The sequence below is a fragment of the Enterobacter cloacae complex sp. IR5384 genome, from assembly GCF_049237265.1.
GTDB lineage: Bacteria > Pseudomonadota > Gammaproteobacteria > Enterobacterales > Enterobacteriaceae > Enterobacter > Enterobacter cloacae.
Map to the genome: position 1 here is coordinate 1 of NZ_JBMKHJ010000001.1, position 24,165 is coordinate 24,165.

Below are 24,165 nucleotides of genomic sequence, written 5' to 3' on the forward strand. Positions count from 1 at the left end.
AAGGCGCGGGAATAAAATCCCATTCAGACGCCGGATAGATTCAAGCAAGCCAACTTGTCGTCAAAATCGGTGTTGCAAAAACGGGAGTGACCATAGATTCCGTTTATATCGTGTACGTCAGTAAATGTAGCTTATGAATCAGTGACAAGGATTGGCGATTACAGTGGTTTGCCGTAGAATGTCCGCCCTCATTACGAGTCACCAAGGTGGTTACACACAAACCCCGCTTCGGTCTGCTGCCCGGAGCGTCTATATGGGACAGCGCAAAAATTGAATACTCAATCCCGTTCACGTTCACCGCTGGTGCAACTGGAACGAATTCGTAAAAGTTTTGATGGTAAAGATGTCATTTCCGACCTCAACCTGACCATCAATGATGGTGAGTTCCTCACGCTGCTTGGCCCTTCTGGCTGCGGCAAGACAACCGTACTGCGCCTTATCGCCGGGCTGGAAAGCGTCGATAGCGGCCATATCCACCTTGAAAAGCAGGACATTACCCAGGTCCCCGCTGAAGATCGTCACGTTAACACCGTCTTTCAAAGCTATGCTTTGTTCCCGCACATGACCGTGTTTGAAAACGTTGCGTTTGGTCTGCGGATGCAAAAAACACCGGCCAGCGAGATCCCGCCGCGCGTGACCGAGGCTCTACGGATGGTACAGCTGGAGGAGTTTGCTCAACGCAAACCGCATCAGCTGTCTGGTGGTCAACAGCAACGTGTGGCCATCGCCCGTGCGGTGGTCAACAAACCGCGTCTGCTTCTGCTGGATGAGTCCCTCTCCGCGCTGGACTACAAACTGCGCAAGCAGATGCAGAACGAGCTTAAGGCCCTGCAGCGTAAGCTCGGCATCACCTTCGTCTTTGTGACGCATGACCAGGAAGAAGCGCTCACCATGTCTGACCGTATCGTGGTGATGCGTGATGGTAAAATCGAGCAGGACGGCACGCCGCGTGAAATTTACGAAGAGCCGAAAAACCTGTTTGTGGCCAGCTTCATTGGCGAGATCAATATCTTCAACGCCACGGTTGTCGAGCGTCTGGATGAGCAGCGCGTTCGGGCGAATGTCGAAGGCCGCGAGTGCAATATCACCGTTAATTTTGCCGTTGAGAAGGGACAAAAGCTCAACGTGCTGTTACGCCCGGAAGATCTGCGCGTCGAGGAGATCCACGGCAATGCGCAAGCCGAAGGATTGATCGGCTATATCCGCGAGCGTAATTACAAGGGGATGACGCTGGAATCCGTTGTCGAACTGGAAAACGGTAAGATGGTGATGGTCAGCGAGTTCTTTAACGAGGACGACCCGGACTTTGATCACTCGCTCGATCAAAAAATGGTTATTAACTGGGTAGAAAGCTGGGAGGTTGTGCTGGCTGATGAAGAACACAAGTAAATTCCAGAATGTGGTGATTGCCACGATCGTCGGTTGGCTTGTGTTGTTTGTCTTTTTACCCAACCTGATGATCATCGCCACCAGCTTCCTGACCCGCGACGATGCCCACTTTGTGGCGCTGGTCTTTACGCTGGATAACTACTCACGTCTGCTCGATCCGCTCTACTTTGATGTGCTGCTGCACTCATTGAACATGGCGCTGATCGCCACCGTTGCCTGCCTGGTGCTGGGGTATCCCTTCGCGTGGTTCCTGGCGCGTCTGCCACAAAAAATCCGCCCGCTGCTGCTCTTTTTACTGATTGTGCCGTTCTGGACCAACTCCTTAATTCGCATCTACGGGCTGAAAATTTTCCTCAGCACCAAAGGCTATCTGAACGAGTTTCTGCTGTGGCTGGGGGTGATTGATACGCCAATCCGCATTATGTTTACCCCGGGCGCGGTGATTATTGGTCTGGTCTATATCCTGCTGCCGTTTATGGTGATGCCGCTCTACTCCAGCATTGAGAAGCTGGATAAACCGCTGCTGGAAGCGGCCAAAGATCTGGGGGCGAATAAGCTGCAGACCTTTATCCGCATTATCATTCCGCTGACGATGCCCGGCATTATCGCAGGCTGTCTGCTGGTGATGCTTCCGGCGATGGGCTTGTTCTACGTCTCTGACCTGATGGGCGGTGCGAAAAACCTGCTGATCGGAAACGTGATTAAGAGCCAGTTCCTTAACATTCGCGACTGGCCGTTCGGCTCCGCCACCAGCATTACGCTGACGGTGGTGATGGGTCTGATGCTGCTGGTTTACTGGCGCGCGTCGCGGCTGCTGAATAAGAAGGTGGAACTCGAATGATCGGTCGACTGCTTCGCGGCGGTTTTATGACCGCCATTTACGCTTACCTGTATATTCCGATTATCATTTTGATCGTGAACTCGTTCAACAGTTCACGCTTCGGGATCAACTGGCAGGGCTTTACCACTAACTGGTACAGCCTGCTGATGAACAACGACAGCCTGCTCCAGGCCGCGCAGCACTCATTAACCATGGCGATTTTTTCAGCAACGTTCGCCACGCTGATTGGTTCGCTCACCGCCGTGGCACTGTATCGCTACCGCTTTCGCGGTAAACCGTTCGTCAGCGGCATGCTGTTTGTGGTGATGATGTCACCGGATATCGTCATGGCGATTTCTCTGCTGGTACTGTTTATGCTGCTGGGTGTCCAGCTCGGCTTCTGGTCGCTGCTGTTTTCCCACATCACCTTCTGCCTGCCATTTGTGGTGGTGACGGTCTATGCACGCCTGAAAGGCTTTGATGTGCGTATGCTGGAGGCCGCAAAAGATCTCGGCGCCAGCGAGATGACCATTTTGCGCAAAATTATCCTGCCGCTGGCGATGCCCGCCGTCGCGGCCGGGTGGCTGCTCAGCTTCACCCTGTCGATGGATGACGTTGTGGTCTCCTCTTTTGTGACCGGGCCGAGCTATGAAATTCTGCCGTTGAAAATCTATTCGATGGTGAAAGTCGGCGTCTCGCCTGAGGTGAACGCGCTGGCGACCATACTGTTAGTGTTCTCTCTGGTACTGGTGATTGCCAGCCAGATTATTGCTCGTGATAAAACAAAATCTCAGGGGACAATGAAATGAAAAAAATGCTTGCCGCTGCGGCACTGGTGCTCGGAATGGGCGTCGCGCACGCTGATGACAGCAAAACGCTCTACTTCTATAACTGGACTGAGTATGTGCCGCCGGGTCTGCTGGAGCAGTTCACCAAAGAGACGGGCATTAAGGTCATCTACTCTACCTACGAGTCCAATGAAACCATGTACGCCAAGCTTAAAACGTACAAGGACGGCGCGTACGATCTGGTGGTGCCATCGACCTACTTCGTCGACAAGATGCGTAAAGAGGGCATGATCCAGAAGATCGACAAGTCGAAGCTGACCAACTTCAACAACCTCGATCCGCAGATGCTCAACAAACCGTTCGATCCGAACAACGACTACTCCATTCCGTACATCTGGGGTGCGACCGCCATCGGGGTTAACAGCGAAGCAATCGATCCTAAAACCGTCACCCAGTGGGCCGACCTGTGGAAGCCTGAATACAAAGGCAGCCTGCTGTTAACCGACGATGCCCGTGAAGTGTTCCAGGTGGCGCTGCGCAAGCTGGGTTACTCGGGCAACACAACGGACCCGAAAGAGATTGAAGCGGCCTATAACGAGCTGAAAAAACTGATGCCTAACGTGGCGGCGTTCAACTCCGATAACCCGGCGAACCCGTACATGGAAGGAGAAGTGAATCTCGGCATGGTGTGGAACGGCTCTGCATGGGTTGCGCGTCAGGCCGGTACGCCGCTGGAGGTCGTCTGGCCGAAAGAAGGCGGTATCTTCTGGATGGACAGCCTGGCTATTCCTGCCAATGCGAAAAACGTTGACGGTGCCCTGAAGCTCATTAACTTCCTGCTGCGCCCGGACGTGGCGAAGCAGGTTGCCGAGACTATTGGCTACCCAACGCCAAACCTGGCCGCCCGCAAGCTACTGAAGCCTGAAGTGGCGAATGATAAATCCCTCTACCCGGATGCCGACACCATCAGCAAAGGTGAATGGCAAAACGATGTCGGCGACGCGAGCCGTCTGTATGAAGAGTATTACCAGAAATTAAAAGCCGGCCGATAAGGGCCGCAGTCTGGCTCCTCACGTCGCCACGCCGTGAGGGGCCTTAACCCGCCGCATTTTCCCCCGCCCAGATCGTCGCCATTCTCATGGCATCGACAACGTCGTCATCCGACAGCCCAAGACCGTTCGCTATCCTGGCCGCCTCCTCCCACTCCTGCTGTTCATAGTGGCGGCACAGCGTCACCATATCGGCTAACACGCCTTCCTGATGACACAGGGCCTGGCTGACAGCCTGCGGCACCGCAATTTGCTTCATCAACTCCGCCATTGGCAATTCAAGCAAGGTATCAAGCAGAGAGAACAGGCCACACATAAACGCGTTTTCCGCGAGCCCCGGCGCAGGCATCTTCTCTGCAATCAGCTCACAGAATTTGCCCCGCATCATGCTCAGAGGATACAGCTCATCGACGGTGTCGTTGCCGGCACTGGCCAGCACCACCACCGCAACAAAGCGTCGCAGCTGATTTTCCCCCAGATACCTGAGGACTTCGCTGAGCGTTAACTTGCTAAAATTGCAGGCACCGACGTGTTTAAACGCCGTGTGTTTCATATAACGCATGATTTTATAGGACAAGGTGAGATCGGTTTTTATTAACGACTCGATGATCCGAAAATCAGGTTTATTCCGCCCCACTTCCATCTGCAGGCGGAAAATCGCCAGTTGATTTTGTGATAAGCGTTTATATTTAATCACTTCAGGGCGACAGAAAAAGTAACCCTGAAAAAGCGAAAAACCGGCATCACGATAGCGTTTGAATTCCTCTTTAGTCTCAACTTTTTCAGCGAGATACTTTATATGGTGAGTCAGGCTTTTACGTGTACGCAGGTAATCCTGAATTTGCGCTAAGGTATAATTTCTGACATCAAATTTAAGTACAGAAATATAGGGTAAAAAGCGATCCCATTCCGGCGCGAGGGTAAAATCATCAAGCGCAAAGCGATATCCGTGCGCATTCATCTCTTTCACGGCCTGCAATAACGCCTCGCCGGGAACAGCATCTTCAAGGATCTCAATGACCACGCTCTCCTTGTCCAGCGCTTCACCGCTGCGGTCGATGACCATTCTGGATGGAAAGTTGATAAACAAGGTCTGTGTCCCGGCGATACGCTGAGACGGTACAGATAAAAAATGGTCGGATATCATTCTGGATGTTGCATATTCTGCCGATACATCCGGAAAACGGTTTGCCATCCCATCCCTGAAAAGCAGTTCATAAGCTACCGTATTCATATCCGGGTTAAAAATGGGTTGTCTCGCAATAAATCCGTACATATCCCATCCTCCTTATCGACGTTATATTTATTAGCATCCTCTTTCTACACCACGATAACGAGCATTATTAAGCACTATTTTGAGTGAATGCACAAAATAATAGCATCCACACTAATTAACAGGGCTTATATTGTGGTTTAGTAAACATCATTAATGGTAATTTCAGCGGACGAGTTTATAAACAAAAAAGCACCCGCTTAACGGGTGCCTTTTCATACTGTCGCTATTACAGACCTTTGAGCAGCTTGTCGACGAACTCGGGTACGACCTCGCTTGCCAGCCCATAGTGCTTCTCTTCAAACTCGCTTCCCACCTGGCTGGGTTCGAGGTTCAGCTCTACGGTATGCGCACCGTGCAGACGCGCTTCGTGAACAAACCCCGCCGCCGGATAGACATGCCCAGAGGTACCGATGGCGATAAACACATCCGCCATGGCCAGCGCGCTGTAAATCTCATCCATCCCCAGCGGCATTTCACCAAACCAGACCACATGCGGACGCAGACGCGAAGGGAACTGGCAGCAGTGACATTTATCCTCAGGCAGCACGTCCTCTTTCCACTCCAGCACCTGGCCGCTCCAGGCACAGCGCACCTTCAGTAGCTCGCCGTGCATGTGGATGATGTTTTTGTTGCCGGCTCGCTCGTGCAGGTTATCGATATTCTGCGTAACCAGCAGAAAACGGTCACCCAGCGCCTCCTCCAGCTTCGCCAGCGCCAGGTGCGCCGGATTAGGCGCTATTTCTGGCTGCTGAAGCTGACGACGGCGGGCATTGTAAAATGCCTGCACAAGATCCGGGTCACGGGCGAAGCCTTCTGGTGTCGCCACATCCTCAACACGGTGCTCTTCCCACAACCCGTCCGCAGCACGGAAGGTTCGAATACCGGACTCGGCAGAGATCCCCGCCCCGGTCAGCACCACCACTCTGGGTTTATCCATCGCTTCTGGCATCATTCTGTCTCTGAAAAAGATCCGCTGGCGCAAGCGCTCACGTAAGCGGCGTTTATTTTTGCGAAAACGGCTGAGTCGACCCTGGCGACGCGACAGCATAGTAACCTCGTAAACTAGTCGGTGAGATGAAGGAATGCGGCTCCGCGCATGCCTCCTGCGTCCCCGTGTCGCGCACGTTCAATACGCGGCACGCGGGCGACTGGCAATAAATGTCGGGGCAGACGCCCGGACAGGTGTTCCGTTATCGCGGTAAAGTTTGATAACCCGCCCCCAATCACCAGCAGATCCGGATCGACGATGGTGAGGATATTTCCCAGACACACCGCCAGCAGATCGAGATAACGTTCAACGTGCTCTCGCGCCTGCGCATCGCCCTGCTCCCACAGGGTAATGATTTGAGGGGCTTCGAGTTTCTGATGATAGAAGTGTTCGTAAAGCCATGCAAACCCACGACCTGACAGGTAGTTCTCAATACAGCCATGCTGACCACAGCCGCAGCGGGTAAGCGGGAAATCGCGTCCCACGACCTCAAGCGCATCTACCGGTAAACGGATATGACCAAACTCTCCCGTGATATAGCTGCGCCCGGTGATCGGTTTGCCATTAATAACAATTCCCCCGCCAACGCCGGTGCCAAGGATCAACCCCATCACCAGCGGATAGTGACGGAATTCATCATCCCAGGCTTCAGAGAGCGCAAAGCAGTTGGCATCGTTATCTAAACGCACGTCGCGTTCAAGGAGAGCAGTGAGATCGGCGCGCAGCGGTTTGCCGCTGGCAGCAGGGACGTTGGCGGCATACAGCGTGCCGTCGTCGGTTTCAGGCATGCCTGGAATACCGATGCCGACGCTGCCTTTTACGCCAAAGCGTTCATCCGCTTGCGCCACCAGCGCGGCAATGGCGGTTAAAAATTCATCGTAGCTTTCGCGCGGCGTGGGAACGCGGGTTTCCCACTGCAGTTTGAGATCGTTATCAAACGCGCCGAGCGCAATTTTGGTGCCGCCAATATCAAATCCGTAATACATAACGCATTCCTCTTTTAACCTGGCGGCCCGTAAGCCGCTAGATCATGACGTAATTACTGGCCACTTAATACCCTCGCCGGATCAATTCGGCTTGCGCGACGCGCCGGATACCAGCTTGCCAGCAGACTCAGTAAAAGTGCTGTAACCAGCACATAAATAACGTCCAGCCAGTGCAATTCAGACGGCAGGAAGTCAATAAAATAGATATCACCCGACAGGAACTGGTGGCCGATCAGCTTCTCAATTCCGTTGATGATTGGCGTGAGCTGTAACGACACCACGACGCCAATCACCACCCCGCACAGGCTACCGAACAGCCCCGCCAGCAGACCATACCAGACAAAAATGGCGCGAATAAGACCGTCCTTTGCCCCAAGGGTACGCAGAACCGCGATGTCGCCACTCTTGTCTTTGACCGCCATAACCAGCGTCGAGACGATATTAAAGCACGCCACACCAATCACCAGCACCATCGCCAGATACATGATGGCGCGGATCATCTGGATATCACGATACATATACCCGTAAGTGCCGATCCAGCTTTTGATGTAGACATAGTTATTGGTCACGCTGCCCGCATCACGCACCAGTTTATTGGCGTTGAAGACGTCGTTGACCTTAATGGCGATGCCCGTCACGCTGTCGCCCATGTCCAGATACTGACGTGCGTCTTCCAGCGGTACCATTGCAAAGCTGTGATCGAGTTGACCGCTCAGTTGCAGGATCCCGGTGACGTGCAGACGCACGCGCTTAGGCTGCTGCAATTTATGGTCAGCGCTGGCGTTTGGGATCATGATCGACACCCAGTCGCCCTGCTTCACTTTCAGCGCGTCGGCCACACCTTTGCCCATGATGATCTGTTGCTCACCGGCCTTAAAGTTTGCCCACGCGCCGTTCTGCACATACTTCGGCAGCGCGCTCAGACGCGCCTCCTGCGCCGGGTTCACCCCTTTCACCTGAATGGCGCGCAGGTTAACACCGCTTTCCACCAGCCCTGTAAAGTTGATGTAAGGTGCAGCGGCGGCAATGCCCGGCACGTTTTCCACTTTGCTGAGGGCATCACGCCAGTTGTTCCACGGCTGATTAACCGGTTCGATTTCGCCGTGCGGCACAACGGCCAGAATACGGTTATTCAGCTCACGCTCAAAACCGTTCATGGCGCTTAATCCCACAATCAATACCGCCACGCCGAGCGCAATACCGATGGTGGAGATCACCGAGATAAGGGAGACCATCCCGCCGCGACGACGGCCGCGGCTGAAGCGTAGCCCGATGAGTAACGATAACGGTGAGGCCATTACTCCGCTCCCATCAGAGTCAGTTCAGCGTTCAGATGACCATCACGCATCTCAAGCTGGCGTCCCATCCGTTTTGCCAGCTGCAAATCGTGGGTCACCACCAGAAACGCCGTCCCCTGTGAGGCATTCAGCTCACCCAGAAGCTGGAAAATACTGTCAGCATTGCGCGCATCCAGGTTGCCGGTTGGTTCATCCGCCAGCACCAGACGCGGGTTGTTCACCAGCGCACGGGCAATTGCTACACGCTGACGCTCGCCACCGGACAGCTCAGACGGACGGTGGTCACCGCGATGCCCCAGGCCTACGGCTTTCAGCATGTCGCTGGCACGGGCATTAATTTCTGCCGGTTTCTTTTTACCAATCAGCAAAGGCATCGCCACGTTTTCCAGCGCCGTGAAATCCGGCAGCAGATGGTGGAACTGGTAGATAAAGCCCAGCTCACGGTTACGCAGCTCCGCTTTTGCCGCAGAAGACATTTTGCTCATCGGCTGGCCAGAGAAAATCACGTCGCCACTGGTCGGCGTATCCAGCCCGCCCAGCAGGTGTAATAAGGTACTTTTGCCGGAACCGGAGCTGCCGACAATCGCCATCATCTCGCCTTCGCCCACGCTGAAGCTCACATTGTGCAGCACATCAGTCTGTACAGAGCCTTCCTGATAGCGTTTGGACAGGTTGTCGCATTGCAACAGGATCTTATTCATAACGTAAAGCCTCAGCGGGTTGAGTGGCGGCAGCGCGCCAGGAAGGATAGAGCGTAGAAAGCAGCGCAATGGCCATCGCGGCCAGCGCAATACCGACCACCTGCAGCGGTTCGATAGCAACCGGCAGCGCCGCGCCATCAAGCAGCGCGCCGATGATCGGCATTAAGTTATTCAACTGACTGGCCAGCAGCGCCCCGAGAACGGCCCCGAGTAACGCGCCAATGATCCCGGCGCTGGCCCCCTGCACCATAAAGACGGCCATAATCTGGCGCGGCGTCAGCCCCTGGGTTTGCAGGATGGCAACTTCGCCCTGCTTTTCCATTACCATCAGACCAAGCGAGGTGATGATGTTAAACGCCGCGACCGCGACGATCAGGCTCAGCAGCAGGCCCATCATATTTTTTTCCATACGCACAGCCTGGAACAGTTCGCCTTTACGCTCGCGCCAGTCCTGCCATTTTGTGCCTTCCGGCAAGGTTTGCTGGCTGAGGGTATCGACCTTCAGCGGTGCGTCGAGCCACAGACGCCAGCCGGTAATGTTGCCCACCGGATAACGCATCAGACGCGAAGCATCCTGGATATTCATGAGCATCTGGTAGCCGTCAACTTCGCTGTTGGCGGCAAACGTGCCAATAACCGTGAACAGACGCTGGCTGGGCAAACGTCCCATCGGCGTAAACTGGCTGGCAGACGGCACCATCACGCGCAGCTGGTCGCCACGGTTCACGCCAAGCTGCCCGGCAAGCTGCTCGCCGAGGATGACGTTGTATTTTCCCGCTTCCAGATCGCTTTGCTTCACGTTGACCAGATACGGCGTGAGCGGATCTTTTTGCGCCGGGTCAATCCCCAGCATGACGCCCACCGCCACGCTGCGGGCGCTTTGCAGGACGACATCACCCGTTGTCACCGGCGCAACGCGCGTGACACCCTGTAACTTCGCCGCACTTTCCGGCAGTTGTTGCGGGTTAACGGAACCGTTGGTTGAAGAGAGAATGGCCTGCGGCATCAGCCCCAGGATGTTGTTTTGCAGCTCGCGCTCAAAGCCGTTCATGACGGAAAGCACCGTCACCAGTGCCATCACGCCAAGCGTAATGCCAATAGTCGAAAGCCAGGAGACAAAGCGACCGAAACGGTCCGCGGCGCGCCCACGCATGTAGCGTAAGCCTATGAAGAGTGCGACAGGTTGATACATGAAGTCCGTCTGTTTGCTGATAGCAGACCCACGAGTATATAAGCGAATCCGTTAAGCGTAAATGACTGAAACCGTAAGCTTTGGTAATCATTTTTCTGAAAAATTCAGATAAATCAGAATGCTACTCTTCGAATTATCGCGCCACACCCTCCACCTTTTCCGAAAAACTTCCTGATACAGACTGTTTCCCGTTACATCCCGGCTGCGTTTACCAACAATTGTTCGTTCGTTTATGGCAATAAGGTAGTTGCGAACAATGAAGCAAAAAGCATTATGGATTAACCAGATAAAAGGGCTGTGTATCTGCCTGGTGGTAATCTATCATTCGGTTATCACATTTTATCCCCATCTGACGGGGCTACAACATCCGTTGTCCGGTCTTCTCGCCAAATGCTGGGTCTATTTTAACCTTTATCTCGCGCCCTTCCGTATGCCGGTATTTTTCTTCATATCCGGTTATCTGATCCGTCGTTATATTGACGAGGTGAACTGGCGCACCAGTTTTGACAAACGGATCTGGAGCATTGTCTGGGTCCTTGCGCTGTGGGGCGTATTGCAATGGCAGGCGCTGAGCCACCTCAATGCCTGGCTGGCACCTGAACGTGAGCTGGCCACCTCCTCGAACGCCGCGTATGCCGATTCCCTTTCCGGGTTTGCGTGGGGGATGCTCACTGCCAGCACCAGCCTGTGGTATCTGTACGCCCTGGTGGTCTATTTCACGCTATGTAAACTGCTTAGCCGCTGGAAGCTGCCCGTACTGGTGCTGCTGGCACTGGCCAGCATCACGATCAATTTCCTGCCGCTGCCGTGGTGGGGAATGAACAGCGTGGTACGCAATATGATCTACTACAGCCTTGGCGCGTGGTATGGCGCAGAGCTGATGGTCTGGATGAAGGGGCTGAACCTGCGTCGCACCTGGCTGGCGCTGGCCGCTTTTGCTGCGGTCTCCGTGGTACTGTGGTTTGCTAACGTTCCGCTGCTGCTTTCCCTGCTGTCGATCGTGCTGATCATGAAGCTTTTCTATAGCCTCGAGCAGCGTTATGCCGTTCATCCCAGCAACCTGCTTAACGTTATCGGCTCAAACACCATCGCTATCTATACCACGCACCGCATCCTGATAGAGGCCTTCAGCCTGTTCCTGATCGGTGAGATGAATGCTGCCTACTGGCCGGTCTGGGCCGAGCTTGCCTTAATCCTGGTCTACCCATTTGCCAGCCTGCTGATCTGCACCCTCGCCGGGCTTGGCGTACGCAAAATATCGACGGCACTGTTTGGCGATCTGTTCTTCTCTCCCCCTTCCGCGAGCGCACTGTCTCCGGCAACCCGATAATACCGCCCTCGCCCCCGTCCGGGGGCGAATCTTCCCGCGTTGCAGTTCAGATTTGCTTATGCAAAACGATCGAGGATAATAAAGACATTGCGTATCAGTGATATGCCCCAATACTGTTGGTATATCCACAAGAGACTCTGACATAGCCATGCCTGAACACTATCGTTATTCCCTGCCTGTCAAAGCGGGCGACCAGCGCCAGCTGGGCGAACTCACTGGCGCTGCGTGCGCCACGCTGGTGGCAGAAATCGCTGAGCGACATCCTGGTCCGGTGGTGCTGGTCGCCCCGGATATGCAAAATGCGCTGCGATTGCATGATGAAATTCGCCAGTTCACCGATAACCTGGTCTTCAGTCTGGCCGACTGGGAAACGCTGCCGTATGACAGCTTCTCCCCGCATCAGGAGATCATCTCCTCGCGCCTGTCGACCCTCTATCAGTTACCGACCATGCAGCGCGGCGTGCTGATCGTTCCGGTCAACACCCTGATGCAGCGCGTCTGTCCTCACAGCTATTTGCACGGCCATGCGCTGGTGATGAAAAAAGGTCAGCGCCTGTCCCGGGACGATCTGCGCGCGCAACTGGACAGCGCCGGATACCGTCATGTCGATCAGGTTATGGAGCACGGGGAATACGCCACGCGCGGTGCGTTGCTCGACCTGTACCCGATGGGCAGCGACCAGCCGTATCGACTGGACTTCTTCGACGATGAGATCGACAGCCTGCGCGTATTCGACGCCGACACGCAGCGTACGCTGGAAGAAGTGGAAGCCATCAATTTATTACCCGCCCATGAATTCCCGACGGACAAAACCGCTATCGAGCTGTTCCGCAGCCAGTGGCGCGACAAGTTCGACGTTAAGCGCGACGCTGAGCATATCTATCAGCAGGTCAGCAAAGGTACGCTTCCTGCCGGGATCGAATACTGGCAGCCGCTGTTCTTTAACGAGCCATTGCCCGCCCTGTTCAGCTACTTCCCGGCGAACACGTTGATTGTCAACACCGGTGATATCGACGCCAGCGCCAGCCGCTTTGAGAGCGAAACCCGCGCGCGCTTTGAAAACCGGGGCGTAGACCCAATGCGCCCGCTGCTGCCACCTGAAGCGCTGTGGCTGCGCACCGACGAGCTCAACGCCGAACTCAAGCGCTGGCCGCGCGTACAGCTGAAAACCGATACGCTTGCCGATAAAGCTGCCAACACCAATCTTGCATTCCAGAAGCTGCCAGATTTAGCCGTTCAGGCACAGCAGAAATCCCCGCTGGAGAGTCTGCGCAAGTTCCTCGATGCCTTTACCGGCCCGGTTGTCTTCTCCGTTGAGAGTGAAGGCCGCCGTGAAGCGCTGGGCGAACTGCTGGGGCGGATTAAAGTTGCTCCGAAACGCATTTTGCGCCTGAGCGAAGCCACGGGGACGGGGCGTTACCTGATGATCGGTGCCGCCGAGCACGGGTTTATCGATACCCTCAACAACATGGCATTAATCTGTGAAAGCGACCTGCTGGGTGAACGTGTTGCGCGCCGCCGTCAGGACAGCCGTCGCACCATTAACCCGGATACGCTGATCCGCAACCTGGCGGAACTCCATCCGGGCCAGCCGATTGTGCACCTTGAACATGGCGTGGGTCGTTATCAGGGGATGACGACGCTGGAAGCCGGTGGCATCAAAGGCGAATACCTGATGCTGACCTACGCCAACGACGCCAAACTCTACGTGCCGGTCTCATCCCTGCATCTGATCAGTCGCTACGCCGGGGGTGCAGAAGAGAATGCACCATTGCATAAACTGGGCGGTGACGCCTGGGCACGCGCCCGGCAGAAAGCGGCGGAAAAAGTGCGTGATGTGGCGGCCGAGCTGCTGGATATCTATGCCCAGCGTGCGGCCAAAGAGGGCTTTGCCTTTAAGCATGATAAAGAGCAGTACCAGCTGTTCTGCGACAGCTTCCCGTTTGAAACCACGCCGGACCAGGCTCAGGCCATCAATGCCGTGTTAAGCGACATGTGTCAGCCGCTGGCAATGGACAGGCTGGTCTGTGGCGATGTCGGCTTCGGGAAAACCGAAGTAGCCATGCGCGCGGCGTTCCTCGCCGTTGAGAATAACAAGCAGGTGGCGGTGCTGGTGCCCACCACCCTGCTCGCTCAGCAGCACTTCGATAACTTCCGCGACCGCTTTGCCAACTGGCCGGTACGCATCGAGATGCTGTCACGTTTTCGCAGTACCAAAGAGCAAACGCAAATCCTGGAGCAGGCCAGCGAGGGTAAGATCGATATTCTGATCGGCACCCACAAACTGCTGCAGAGCGACGTGAAGTGGAAAGATCTGGGGCTGCTGATTGTTGATGAAGAGCACCGTTTCGGGGTACGCCATAAAGAGCGTATTAAAGCGATGCGTGCCGACGTCGATATCCTGACCCTGACCGCGACGCCAATCCCGCGAACCCTGAACATGGCGATGAGCGGCATGCGCGATCTGTCAATTATCGCCACGCCGCCGGCGCGTCGTCTGGCCGTAAAAACCTTTGTGCGAGAGTACGACAATCTGGTAGTGCGTGAGGCCATTCTGCGTGAGGTGCTGCGCGGCGGTCAGGTCTATTACCTCTACAACGACGTGGAAAATATCCAGAAAGCGGCAGACCGGCTGGCAGAGCTGGTGCCGGAAGCGCGTATTGCCATCGGTCACGGGCAAATGCGCGAACGCGAGCTGGAACGGGTGATGAACGACTTCCACCACCAGCGCTTTAACGTGCTGGTGTGTACGACCATCATTGAAACCGGGATCGATATCCCGACGGCCAACACCATCATCATTGAACGCGCGGATCATTTCGGTCTGGCGCAGCTTCATCAGCTGCGTGGCCGCGTCGGGCGTTCGCACCATCAGGCCTATGCATGGCTGCTGACGCCGCATCCAAAAGCGATGACCACCGATGCGCAAAAACGTCTGGAAGCGATCGCCTCGCTGGAAGATCTGGGCGCTGGCTTTGCACTGGCGACGCACGACCTGGAGATCCGCGGTGCGGGTGAGCTGTTGGGTGAAGATCAAAGTGGCTCGATGGAAACCATCGGTTTCTCGCTCTACATGGAGTTGCTGGAAAACGCGGTCGATGCCCTCAAGGCCGGACGCGAACCGTCGCTGGAAGATCTCACCAGCCAGCAAACCGAAGTTGAGTTACGCATGCCGTCTCTGCTGCCGGACGATTTCATTCCGGATGTGAACACCCGCCTGTCGTTCTACAAATGTATCGCCAGTGCGAAAAATGAGAACGAGCTGGAAGAGATCAAAGTCGAGCTTATTGACCGCTTTGGCCTGCTCCCGGATGCCGCACGCAACTTGCTGGATATCGCGCGGCTGCGTCAGCAGGCGCAGAAGCTGGGCATCCGTAAGCTTGAGGGCAACGAGAAAGGCGGCGTGATTGAGTTTGCCGAGAAAAACCACGTTAACCCTACGTGGCTCATCGGTTTACTGCAAAAGCAGCCGCAGCATTTCCGCCTGGATGGGCCAACGCGGCTGAAATTTACGCAGGAGCTGACGGAGCGTAAAACCCGTATGGACTGGGTACGCAACTTTATGCGCCAGCTGGAAGAGAACGCGATCGCATAATCTGCTCTGCCCCCGGTTGCGCCATGCTACCGGGGGTAACAATTTACAAACTCTTTTCACTTCACCCGATCTTCCCGACAGACCCCTTCGCCATAATTATCACTAACCGTTATAAAACAATCACCCTGTCATTTATATGGATTATAGTGATGATGACCTCTTCGCGTTTCACTCGCTGGATAACCGTGTTAGCGCTGGCCGCAACGGTCGCGGTTGCACTTCCCGCTCGCGCAAACACCTGGCCACTCCCGCCTGCAGGCAGTAAGGTGGTTGGGGAAAACCGTTTTCATGTGGTTGAAAACAATGGTGGATCGCTTGAGGCGATTGCCAAAAAATATAACGTCGGCTTTCTGGCCTTACTGCAGGCCAACCCCGGCGTTGACCCTTATGTCCCGCGCGCTGGCAGCGTGTTAACCATCCCGCTGCAGACGATTTTGCCGGATGCGCCGCGCGAGGGGATCGTGATAAACCTTGCCGAACTGCGTCTTTACTATTACCCGCCCGGTAAAAATGAGGTGACCGTATACCCTATTGGTATTGGCCAGTTGGGCGGCGACACGCTGACCCCGACGATGGTTACCACCGTATCAGACAAGCGTGCAAACCCAACCTGGACGCCAACGGCCAATATTCGTGCCCGCTATAAAGCGCAGGGGATCGATCTGCCCGCCGTTGTACCGGCCGGCCCGGATAACCCAATGGGCCACCATGCCATCCGCCTCGCGGCCTATGGCGGCGTGTACCTGTTACATGGAACGAACGCGGACTTTGGTATTGGCATGCGCGTCAGCTCCGGCTGTATTCGTCTGCGCGATGACGATATCAAAACGCTCTTCAACCTGGTTACGCCGGGCACCAAAGTGAACATCATTAATACCCCGATCAAGGTCTCTGAGGAGCCAGGCGGCGTGCGACTGGTTGAAATTCACCAGCCGTTATCGAAAAACATTGATGACGATCCTCAGACGCTGCCAATCAACCTGAATGCGGCGATGGTGAGTTTTAAAACCGATGCAAGGACGGATGGCATTGTGATGGAGCGGGCAATGGAAGCACGTTCGGGCATGCCGACTGACGTCACACGACATCATGGTGTCGCCCAGCAGTCGATGTAAACCCAAACGCAAAAACGCCCTGCACATGCAGGGCGTTTTTTTAGCAGTGGCATAAATGAGGGTTTAGCCAGGCTTATTTGTAAATAACAGCGGTACCGTGAAGGGTGTTAGGACCGGTTACAGAGGTAATGCGGAACGATTTCGCACCCATCTCATCCGCTTTTTGCGCCAGCTGGTCTTCCAGTGAACCCAGGTTAGTCCCGGCGCTGGCAGAGATGGTCCCTACTTTATGCTGGTCAGCAGGCGTTGACTGGACTTCCACAGCAGCAAAGCTTGCGAAAGAGAGTGAGCTAAGAACAGCAGCGGCGATGAGGGTTTTTACGTTTTTCATGATTTTTACCTTTGGCAGATGAATTTTGAGGTCGTTAGCTATTTAGTTAACGATCGATAGGTAAATGATAGATGTGATCCAGCTCACACGTCAACATGTTTTTATAACGACCTTTAAATTAATTTTAATTCCGTTGTTTTTCATACCCATATGATTAATTTATTTTTCAGAAAACAGCACTGGTGGTGAAATGCGTTTATTTTTATAATGGTTATTCAACAAACCAACAGAGGACCAACGGCAAATGACAACCGATGTCACGAGTTGTGCGAAGAAAAGCCGTGGCCGACCAAAAGTGTTCGACAGGGATGCAGCGCTTGATAAGGCCATGACTCTCTTCTGGCAACATGGGTATGAAGCGACTTCGCTTTCCGATCTGGTAGAAGCCACCGGAGCCAAAGCGCCGACGCTGTATGCGGAATTCACAAATAAAGAGGGGTTGTTCAGGGCGGTACTGGACCGATACATCTCTCGCTTCGCATCGCGATACGAAGCACAGCTGTTTTGTGAAGAGAAAACGGTTGAGCAGGCACTGCATGACTATTTCACCGCCATCGCCACCTGCTTCACCAGCAAAGAGACGCCCGCGGGCTGTTTTATGATTAACACCTCCGCGACGCTTGCGGCCTCCTCGAAAGAGATCGCCAACACGGTGAAATCGCGTCATGCCATGCAGGAGGAGACGCTCAGCACCTTCCTGGCCCAGCGCCAGCAACGTGGTGAAATTCCGGCGCATTGCCGCCCTCAGGAATTAGCACAATACCTGAGCTGTATTTTACAGGGGATGTCGATTAGCGCCCGAGAAGGGGCGACGCTGGAAAAACTGCAGCATATCACCGAGACCACCCTGCGACTGTGGCCCGAACTGCTTAAAATACAGGGCTAAAAAAAAGCTCCTCAGCCTGAGCGCTTGAGGAGCTAAGTTCAGAGAACATCTTTTTTTACGCTTTGTTATTCAGTACCAGCTGGCCATTTCCATCCAGCGGAATCTGTGTGCCAGGGTCTCTGTCCATACGGATTTTGCCCTGCTGGTCACCAATTTTGTACGTCACGTCATAACCCAGCATTTTTTCCGACTTGTCATAGACGGTTTTACAGCGCTGCTGTGTCGTGGTGTACGTATCATTATCCTGCATTGCGCCCTGTACCTGGTTACCGGCATAGCCGCCACCCAGCGCACCGACCACGGTCGCCACATCTTTACCACGGCCGCCACCAAACTGGTGACCAATCACCCCGCCAGCTACCGCGCCCAGCACAGAGCCGGCAATACGGTTTTCATCCTGAACCGGACGACGATGGGTGACAGAGACGTTACGGCACTCCTGACGAGGCGTTTTAACTGTTTCTTTAATGGGGGTTGCAGAAACCACCTGCGCATACTGTGGGCCGCGATTCAGTACGTTGAGACTGGCAACGGCAGCCACACCTAACGCAGCAGCGACGCCAATCCCTATACCCGCCAACATTGATTTATTCACGGGACTTCCTCCTTTGTTGCTATTAGTAACAATTTTGCAATGCAGGCTACGCTTCGCCAATAAGACAAAGGCTCAAAAAAATAGCTTTCAGGAGAGTGACAGGGCGTTTAGGAGAACTCTTAAGCACTCAATCTGTGATGAGCAGCATGATATGCTAAAAAATCCCTCCGGAGGGCCCGGAGGGAGAGAAAAATCAGTGCAGCTTCAGACGTGGACGGATCACGCGGTTGATTCGCCCTACCAGCATCATCAACCCGGTTTTGAAGTAGCCGTGCAGAGCAATCTGGTGCATACGGTACAGGGATATATAGACAAAGCGTGCGATGCGCCCTTCTACCATCATCGAGCCGCGCATCAGGTTCCCCATCAGGCTGCCTACGGTAGAGAAGTTCGACAGCGAAACCAGAGAGCCGTGGTCTTTGTAGACGTAGGCCTTCATTGGCTTGCCTTTGCGCTGTGCCAGAATATTGTGCAGCACCAGGCTTGCCATCTGATGCGCTGCCTGGGCGCGAGGAGGCACGAAACCGCCTTCTGGACGCGCGCATGACGCACAGTCACCAATCGCGAAAATCTCTGGATCGCGCGTGGTTTGCAGCGTCGGCTCGGTCACCAGCTGATTGATACGGTTGGTTTCCAGCCCGCCAATGTCTTTCATGAAATCAGGTGCTTTGATACCCGCCGCCCAGACCATCAGATCCGCTTTGATGTACTCGCCATCTTTGGTGTGCAGGCCACCTTCGTCTGCGCTGGTCACCATCGTCTGGGTGAGAACACGTACGCCCAGTTTGGTCAGTTCGTTATGCGCCGCGCCAGAAATACGTGGAGGCAGCGCAGGCAGAATACGCTCACCTGCCTCAACCAGCGTTACGTTCAGCGCTTCATTGGTTAACCCTTTGTACCCGTAGCTGTGCAGCTGTTTTACCGCATTGTGCAGCTCAGCGGAGAGTTCAACGCCCGTTGCGCCACCGCCTACAATGGCGATATTCACCTTGCCATTCGCACCCATGTTATTGGTGTACTTCAGGAACAGGTTCAGCATTTCCTGGTGGAAACGACGCGCCTGGTGTGGGTTATCCAGGAAAATGCAGTGCTCTTTCACACCCGGGGTGTTGAAATCGTTGGAGGTACTGCCCAGCGCCATGACCAGTGTGTCATAGGCAAGCTTGCGCTCCGGGACCAGCAACTCCCCTTTTTCGTCACGCAGCTCGGCCAGGGTAATGGTTTTGCTCTCACGGTTGATATCCACCACGGAACCCAGCTGGAACTGGAAATGGTGGTTACGTGCGTGCGCCAGATAGCTCAGCGCGTCAACGCCCTCATCCAGTGAACCGGTCGCCACTTCGTGCAGCAACGGTTTCCACAGGTGGCTGTGGTTACGATCCACCAGCGTGATTTTGGCTTTTTTGCCGCGACCCAGCTTCTTACCCAACTGTGTCGCCAGCTCCAGCCCGCCAGCACCACCGCCTACAATCACTATCTTTTTCAATGGCGTAGTCAACGTGACCCCCTCAAATTATTAACCAATTGTTAATTAAAAGTTATAAAAATAACCCTTAATTAACAACAGGTTACAGCACTGAAACCATTCAGGTGCATTGAGAATACCACGTCAGGCGCATTGGTCATACCAAAATTGACGTGCATCAAGTTTTGGTGGCTTAAAAGTAGACAATTCTGCAGAAAAAGAAAGCCCGGCACGCTTTCGCGGCCGGGCCCGGGAGATCTTATGCAGTATCTTAGCCCAGTGTTTTGAAGGCTTTGATGCGCTGCAGATGCGGGGAGATGTTCTTGAACTTGTGGGTCTGTTCTTCGTCCCAGACAATTTCATAGAAGTGATGCAACAGCTCAGCCGCACGGTGGCTGTTGAGCGCCTCATCATTACGCGAAAGGATCACCAGACAGCGGTCGCGGTTCTTTTCACGGAAATTGCTGACGCACTTGGTGGCAATATCGACATACTCTTCTGGGCGGTCAATCTTGCCTTCCATGTTCTCGTTCGGGAACAGGTTAGGATTGAATACCACCTGGCGAATATCGCACAGGAACCCAATCCGCTCCGCCCAGTAGCCACCCAGCCCCACGCCGCAAATCAGCGGGCGATCGTCGATGTTGAGCTGCAGCATCTTGTCCACTTCTTTGAGCAGATGCTGCATATCATGTTTCGGATGGCGCGTGCTGTAGCTGATCAGCCGTACATCCGGATCGATAAACTGCAGTTGCAGTACCTTCTCATGATTACCAGGACTGTTTGAGTCAAAACCGTGTAAATAGATGATCATCGTCTTCTCACCACGCTACGCCTTCCGGGAGGATTTACAGGCTGGCTTTATGTGCCTGCCAGCGCTCATTCAGTGCTTCAAGCCGGGCGTTAACCGCTTTCCAGCGTGCCGAATCCATCAGCTCCTGACGGCTAAATGAACCTTTATGATACAAATGTGTAACACGCTCTGCATTGATCGGCGACAGGTTATCCAGCACGCTGACTGCGCCTTTACGATTATTGCAGACGAGGATCATATCGCAACCTGCGTCGAGCGACGCCTGCCCACGCTCCGCGTAGCTGCCCATGATCGCCGCCCCTTCCATCGACAAATCGTCGGAGAAGATCACGCCGTTGAAACCGAGTTCCTGACGCAGCACGGTTTTTAACCAGTGCGGAGAACCGCTCGCCGGGCGCGGGTCGACGTCACTGTAAATCACATGCGCAGGCATAATGGCATCCAGCTTGTTATCGCTAATCAGCGAGCGGAACACCGACATATCTTTGGCACGAATTTCCGCCTCCGGGCGCGGATCACGCGGAGTCTCTTTATGCGAATCCGCCGTCACGGCGCCGTGCCCCGGGAAGTGTTTACCGGTGGTTTTCATTCCTGCATCGTGCATGCCGTCGATAAAGCGGGTGGCCATCTCCAGCGCAATACGGGGATCGCTATGGTAAGAGCGCTCGCCAATTGCCGCACTGATATGCCCTACGTCCAGCACCGGGGCAAAACTGATGTCGATATCCATGGCAATCATCTCGCTGGCCATCAGCCAGCCAGCCTCCTGGGCCAGATTTCCGCCCTCTTCGGTGCCGAGCAGCGCCGCGAAAGACTGGGCCGCGGGCAGACGGGTGAAGCCCTCACGGAAACGTTGCACGCGCCCGCCTTCCTGATCGACGGCCACGACCAGATGATTACGCGACGCCGCGCGGATCTGGCGAACCAGCTCACGCAACTGCGCCGGATCGTGATAGTTGCGGGTAAACAGGATGAGCCCCCCCACCAGCGGGTGCGCCAGAATTTCACGCTCCTCCGCATCCAGTTCAAACCCTTCTACATCCAACATGACTGGACCCACAGCAACCTCTCTTATCCTTTAATGTGTAACTGACGCCAGGCATCATCTGCCAGCGCCATAAATTGTTTCTCGCCGGACTGCTGAAAACGCATTTCAAACCAGCCCGCCATCAGCATGACGACCCAGGGCCGCCAGCGTCTGACCTGACGCGCCAGCTGTCCCGTGTCCAGATGCGCAATGCGAGCGTAATCGCCGATCAGTCTTTGGCGCGCTGTATCATCTTCCACCCAGACGGCCGCCAGCTCCAGTGCCACATCCCCATCACCGGCATACTCCCAGTCGATAAGCCTGATGCCGGTGGACGTATGCACAATATTTCCGGCATGAACATCCATGTGCAATGGCGACAGCCGAAGCGGCTGAGGCTCTCCCGCAGTGCGTAACCGTTTAAGCTGCGCAAGCCACCGTGGAGTACGTCTGTCCTGTGAGGCTCGCTGCCAGTATTGTTCCAGCAAAGGGAGCAGCGTGACTCGCCACCCCAGACACGGCTGATGGTGCAACTGACAGAGCGTCGTCGCAAGCGTAGCGCTGTCGGGCAGCGTATGCCGGATCTCCCCTGCCAGATACTCTACCGCCATCCAGCCCTGTCTGAAAAAGCGCGGGGCTGGCACGAGATCCGCCGGTAGACGCTTCAGGGCACGAAACTGACGGCGAAAATGGGAAACGGGGGCTAAGGGATCGTGGTGATGACGCAACACCAGACGCTGCTCGCCCTGTTCCAGAATGCAACTCGCGCCGCCAAGCCCGGAGTGGGCCTGCGGCGCGATAAGACGATACTGCGGAAAATAACGCGTGAGGATCGCTTCACGCGTGCAGTCAGAGTTGCGTAACCGCACCTTTACCTGACCAGATAATCTCGCCTGTCTGAACCAGCATCAGCTGCATCTGCAGGGCTGGCGTATTCACGTTACCGGTGGCATTAGAGTACAGCACATACTGCGCACCAACGTTACGGGCAATCCCCATCGCCTTACTGCGCGTACCGAGGCTGTCCTGTGGCGACAGACCAAGCTGCTGTTTGGCTACTGCCAGCTGCTGTGCGGAAACCAGCGTAAACTTGCCGTTATTGGCCAGTGCATTGCGCAGGGTTTCTGTCGCTTCCCCGGCATTGAGTGAACCGTTAGTCCGGTTATTTACGCTATCCACCAGCAGTACGCTGCCTGCCGTTACGCCCTGCGCCTGCAGCATTTTGCCCACCATCGGCTGCATCGCACCATTCCAGTCATAATGACGCACGCGCGGCGTTGGCTGGGAGGTCTGGTCCGGATGTTCAATCGGGCCAGGCTGCGACGGGATCGTCGGTACAGACGGCACGGTTGGCTGCGGTTGCGTTGGCTGTGTCGGCTGCTCCGTACCCGGTTTTGCCTCGTCCACCGGCGCAGGCTGTTCGGTTCGCGTCACACATCCTGCAAGGAACAGTGCAAAAGCTGTCACGAGCGCATAACGGCTCATATTTTTAATCAAGGTTCACCTCTTACAGATAAAGATAAAGTCTCACCTTATGCGCACCCAGATAGTTGGCGCTACCATAGAGCGTTACCGACGATCCTGCCGGAATGGTCACGCTGCGCGGCGCTTCCAGCGGGTGCATTTCAAGACCCCGTACGTCATACCAGAAGAAACGGTAGTGCACCGTCACCGGTTCGTGTCTTTCGTTAAAGAGCGTAGAGGACGCAGAAGATTTAATTTCACTGATGGTCAACGTAGGTTGTTCTGCGGTGATGCCCGCGGCAAGTACCGAGGACTCCATCACCAGCGTCTGTTCATCACTGACGGGAATGGCCGGGCGCGTGCTGCATCCCACCATTACCAATGTCATTGCCAGCGCTGCAATACGCCCTTTTAACATGTCAAAGACCTTTATGTGACAGCATCGGTCCCAGAGGACGCCCACCCAGAAGATGCATATGAATATGATAAACTTCCTGACCACCATGGCGATTACAGTTCATGATCAAACGGTAACCGTCTTCAGCAATCCCCTCCTGCTCGGCGATTTTCGCGGCTACCGTCAGCATACGGCCTAACGCCACTTCATGCTCGGCTTTTACGTCATTGACGGTGGGAATCAGAATATTTGGAATGATAAGGATATGAGTCGGAGCCTGAGGAGAAATATCTCTGAAAGCCGTCACCAGCTCATCCTGATAAACGATATCCGAAGGGATTTCGCGGCGGATAATTTTACTGAAAATGGTTTCTTCAGCCATGACCTGTTCCTTTGTAGTTTAATCTGGCGTGGTGCGTCCGCTATTAACACAATCTCTGCATGAGTGTGTGGCACAATGGAAGAGTATGAGCGACTTTCTCCTGTCCTTTCAACCTTCTCCCCGGATTTCTTTCCTGAAAGCGTTTCAGCTGACTGAAGAGTAACCGCTCTCGACGCTTCACCACCTGAAACATAATTTCATTTCCTTTTGACACATCTGTTTACAGTGCTAATCACAATGCGTATATTTCGCATTTGCATTTTCATGCGCATTTTTA

At 54.7% G+C, this 24,165-nt stretch carries 23 protein-coding genes; 8 read left to right on the forward strand and 15 right to left on the reverse strand.

What is annotated here, in order from left to right; all coding sequences use genetic code 11:
- The first annotated feature begins 270 nt into the window (after positions 1-270).
- The 4 genes from potA to potD are packed head-to-tail and all read left to right on the forward strand — an operon-like array spanning position 271 to position 4,049.
- Complete coding sequence (gene potA / locus ACOTX3_RS00005; protein ID WP_029881970.1) at positions 271-1,389, forward strand: spermidine/putrescine ABC transporter ATP-binding protein PotA; 1,119 nt, start codon at positions 271-273, stop codon at positions 1,387-1,389.
- Entirely contained in the window at positions 1,373-2,230 is an 858-nt protein-coding gene (gene potB / locus ACOTX3_RS00010) for a spermidine/putrescine ABC transporter permease PotB (RefSeq protein WP_013097090.1), read from the forward strand. Before potA ends, potB begins: the two co-directional genes overlap by 17 nt.
- Positions 2,227-3,018 carry a spermidine/putrescine ABC transporter permease PotC gene (gene potC / locus ACOTX3_RS00015; protein WP_013097091.1) on the forward strand — a complete coding sequence of 264 codons (792 nt, stop codon included), beginning with the start codon at positions 2,227-2,229 and terminating at the stop codon, positions 3,016-3,018. The genes potB and potC overlap by 4 nt, the downstream gene beginning before the upstream one ends.
- The gene (potD, locus tag ACOTX3_RS00020; RefSeq protein ID WP_013097092.1) at positions 3,015-4,049 is read left to right on the forward strand and encodes a spermidine/putrescine ABC transporter substrate-binding protein PotD; all 1,035 of its coding nucleotides are present in this window, start codon (positions 3,015-3,017) and stop codon (positions 4,047-4,049) included. Before potC ends, potD begins: the two co-directional genes overlap by 4 nt.
- Before the next feature lie 43 nt (positions 4,050-4,092).
- On the opposite strand, the gene ACOTX3_RS00025 is transcribed toward potD, so the two are convergent.
- From ACOTX3_RS00025 to lolC, 6 genes are all read right to left on the reverse strand, one after another.
- Complete coding sequence (locus ACOTX3_RS00025) at positions 4,093-5,322, reverse strand: EAL and HDOD domain-containing protein (protein WP_058679145.1); 1,230 nt, start codon at positions 5,320-5,322, stop codon at positions 4,093-4,095.
- Positions 5,323-5,548: 226 nt separating this feature from the next.
- On the reverse strand, positions 5,549-6,370 hold the full coding sequence (gene cobB / locus ACOTX3_RS00030; protein WP_013097094.1) for a Sir2 family NAD+-dependent deacetylase: 822 nt from the start codon (positions 6,368-6,370) through the stop codon (positions 5,549-5,551).
- Positions 6,371-6,384: 14 nt separating this feature from the next.
- Complete coding sequence (nagK, locus tag ACOTX3_RS00035) at positions 6,385-7,296, reverse strand: N-acetylglucosamine kinase (protein WP_013097095.1); 912 nt, start codon at positions 7,294-7,296, stop codon at positions 6,385-6,387.
- Positions 7,297-7,349: 53 nt separating this feature from the next.
- Positions 7,350-8,594 carry a lipoprotein-releasing ABC transporter permease subunit LolE gene (lolE, locus tag ACOTX3_RS00040; protein ID WP_013097096.1) on the reverse strand — a complete coding sequence of 415 codons (1,245 nt, stop codon included), beginning with the start codon at positions 8,592-8,594 and terminating at the stop codon, positions 7,350-7,352.
- The gene (lolD, locus tag ACOTX3_RS00045; RefSeq protein ID WP_013097097.1) at positions 8,594-9,295 is read right to left on the reverse strand and encodes a lipoprotein-releasing ABC transporter ATP-binding protein LolD; all 702 of its coding nucleotides are present in this window, start codon (positions 9,293-9,295) and stop codon (positions 8,594-8,596) included. The genes lolE and lolD overlap by 1 nt, the downstream gene beginning before the upstream one ends.
- Positions 9,288-10,487, reverse strand: coding sequence for a lipoprotein-releasing ABC transporter permease subunit LolC (gene lolC, locus ACOTX3_RS00050; RefSeq protein ID WP_013097098.1), 1,200 nt, complete (start codon positions 10,485-10,487; stop codon positions 9,288-9,290). The genes lolD and lolC overlap by 8 nt, the downstream gene beginning before the upstream one ends.
- Before the next feature lie 256 nt (positions 10,488-10,743).
- Between lolC and ACOTX3_RS00055 the strand changes: the two genes are divergently transcribed.
- The 3 genes from ACOTX3_RS00055 (at position 10,744) to ldtC (ending at position 16,527) form a co-directional block, all read left to right on the forward strand.
- Positions 10,744-11,817, forward strand: coding sequence for an acyltransferase family protein (locus tag ACOTX3_RS00055; RefSeq protein ID WP_058679146.1), 1,074 nt, complete (start codon positions 10,744-10,746; stop codon positions 11,815-11,817).
- 148 nt (positions 11,818-11,965) lie between these two features.
- The gene (gene mfd, locus ACOTX3_RS00060; RefSeq protein WP_058679147.1) at positions 11,966-15,412 is read left to right on the forward strand and encodes a transcription-repair coupling factor; all 3,447 of its coding nucleotides are present in this window, start codon (positions 11,966-11,968) and stop codon (positions 15,410-15,412) included.
- 149 nt (positions 15,413-15,561) lie between these two features.
- Positions 15,562-16,527 carry a L,D-transpeptidase LdtC gene (gene ldtC / locus ACOTX3_RS00065; RefSeq protein WP_020689587.1) on the forward strand — a complete coding sequence of 322 codons (966 nt, stop codon included), beginning with the start codon at positions 15,562-15,564 and terminating at the stop codon, positions 16,525-16,527.
- Positions 16,528-16,600: 73 nt separating this feature from the next.
- Here the strand turns inward: ldtC and bhsA are convergent, their stop codons facing one another.
- Positions 16,601-16,858 (reverse strand): multiple stress resistance protein BhsA, encoded by a 258-nt coding sequence (gene bhsA / locus ACOTX3_RS00070; protein ID WP_013097102.1) that lies wholly within the window; start codon positions 16,856-16,858, stop codon positions 16,601-16,603.
- A gap of 244 nt (positions 16,859-17,102) precedes the next feature.
- On the opposite strand from bhsA, the gene ACOTX3_RS00075 reads away from it, so the two are divergent.
- Positions 17,103-17,744, forward strand: a complete 642-nt coding sequence (locus tag ACOTX3_RS00075; protein ID WP_013097103.1) for a TetR/AcrR family transcriptional regulator — start codon at positions 17,103-17,105, stop codon at positions 17,742-17,744.
- Between the two features lie 55 nt (positions 17,745-17,799).
- Here ACOTX3_RS00075 and ACOTX3_RS00080 read toward each other — a convergent pair whose 3' ends face one another.
- The 8 genes from ACOTX3_RS00080 to hinT all read right to left on the reverse strand — a co-directional run bounded on the left by ACOTX3_RS00080 (position 17,800) and on the right by hinT (position 23,888).
- Positions 17,800-18,339: a glycine zipper 2TM domain-containing protein gene (locus tag ACOTX3_RS00080; RefSeq protein ID WP_013097104.1), complete on the reverse strand. Its 540-nt coding sequence runs from the start codon at positions 18,337-18,339 to the stop codon at positions 17,800-17,802.
- 193 nt (positions 18,340-18,532) lie between these two features.
- Positions 18,533-19,837, reverse strand: coding sequence for an NAD(P)/FAD-dependent oxidoreductase (locus ACOTX3_RS00085; protein WP_013097105.1), 1,305 nt, complete (start codon positions 19,835-19,837; stop codon positions 18,533-18,535).
- Positions 19,838-20,075: 238 nt separating this feature from the next.
- Positions 20,076-20,618 carry an alpha/beta hydrolase YcfP gene (gene ycfP, locus ACOTX3_RS00090; RefSeq protein WP_020689592.1) on the reverse strand — a complete coding sequence of 181 codons (543 nt, stop codon included), beginning with the start codon at positions 20,616-20,618 and terminating at the stop codon, positions 20,076-20,078.
- Between the two features lie 34 nt (positions 20,619-20,652).
- Positions 20,653-21,678 (reverse strand): beta-N-acetylhexosaminidase, encoded by a 1,026-nt coding sequence (nagZ, locus tag ACOTX3_RS00095; RefSeq protein ID WP_044158668.1) that lies wholly within the window; start codon positions 21,676-21,678, stop codon positions 20,653-20,655.
- A gap of 11 nt (positions 21,679-21,689) precedes the next feature.
- Positions 21,690-22,514, reverse strand: coding sequence for a thiamine kinase (gene thiK / locus ACOTX3_RS00100; RefSeq protein ID WP_058679148.1), 825 nt, complete (start codon positions 22,512-22,514; stop codon positions 21,690-21,692).
- Positions 22,495-23,142 (reverse strand): penicillin-binding protein activator LpoB, encoded by a 648-nt coding sequence (lpoB, locus tag ACOTX3_RS00105; RefSeq protein WP_013097109.1) that lies wholly within the window; start codon positions 23,140-23,142, stop codon positions 22,495-22,497. The genes thiK and lpoB overlap by 20 nt, the downstream gene beginning before the upstream one ends.
- Before the next feature lie 10 nt (positions 23,143-23,152).
- The gene (locus ACOTX3_RS00110; RefSeq protein WP_023621894.1) at positions 23,153-23,527 is read right to left on the reverse strand and encodes a YcfL family protein; all 375 of its coding nucleotides are present in this window, start codon (positions 23,525-23,527) and stop codon (positions 23,153-23,155) included.
- A 1-nt stretch (position 23,528) separates the two neighbouring features.
- Positions 23,529-23,888, reverse strand: coding sequence for a purine nucleoside phosphoramidase (gene hinT, locus ACOTX3_RS00115; protein WP_013097111.1), 360 nt, complete (start codon positions 23,886-23,888; stop codon positions 23,529-23,531).
- Between the last annotated feature and the right edge of the window lie 277 nt (positions 23,889-24,165).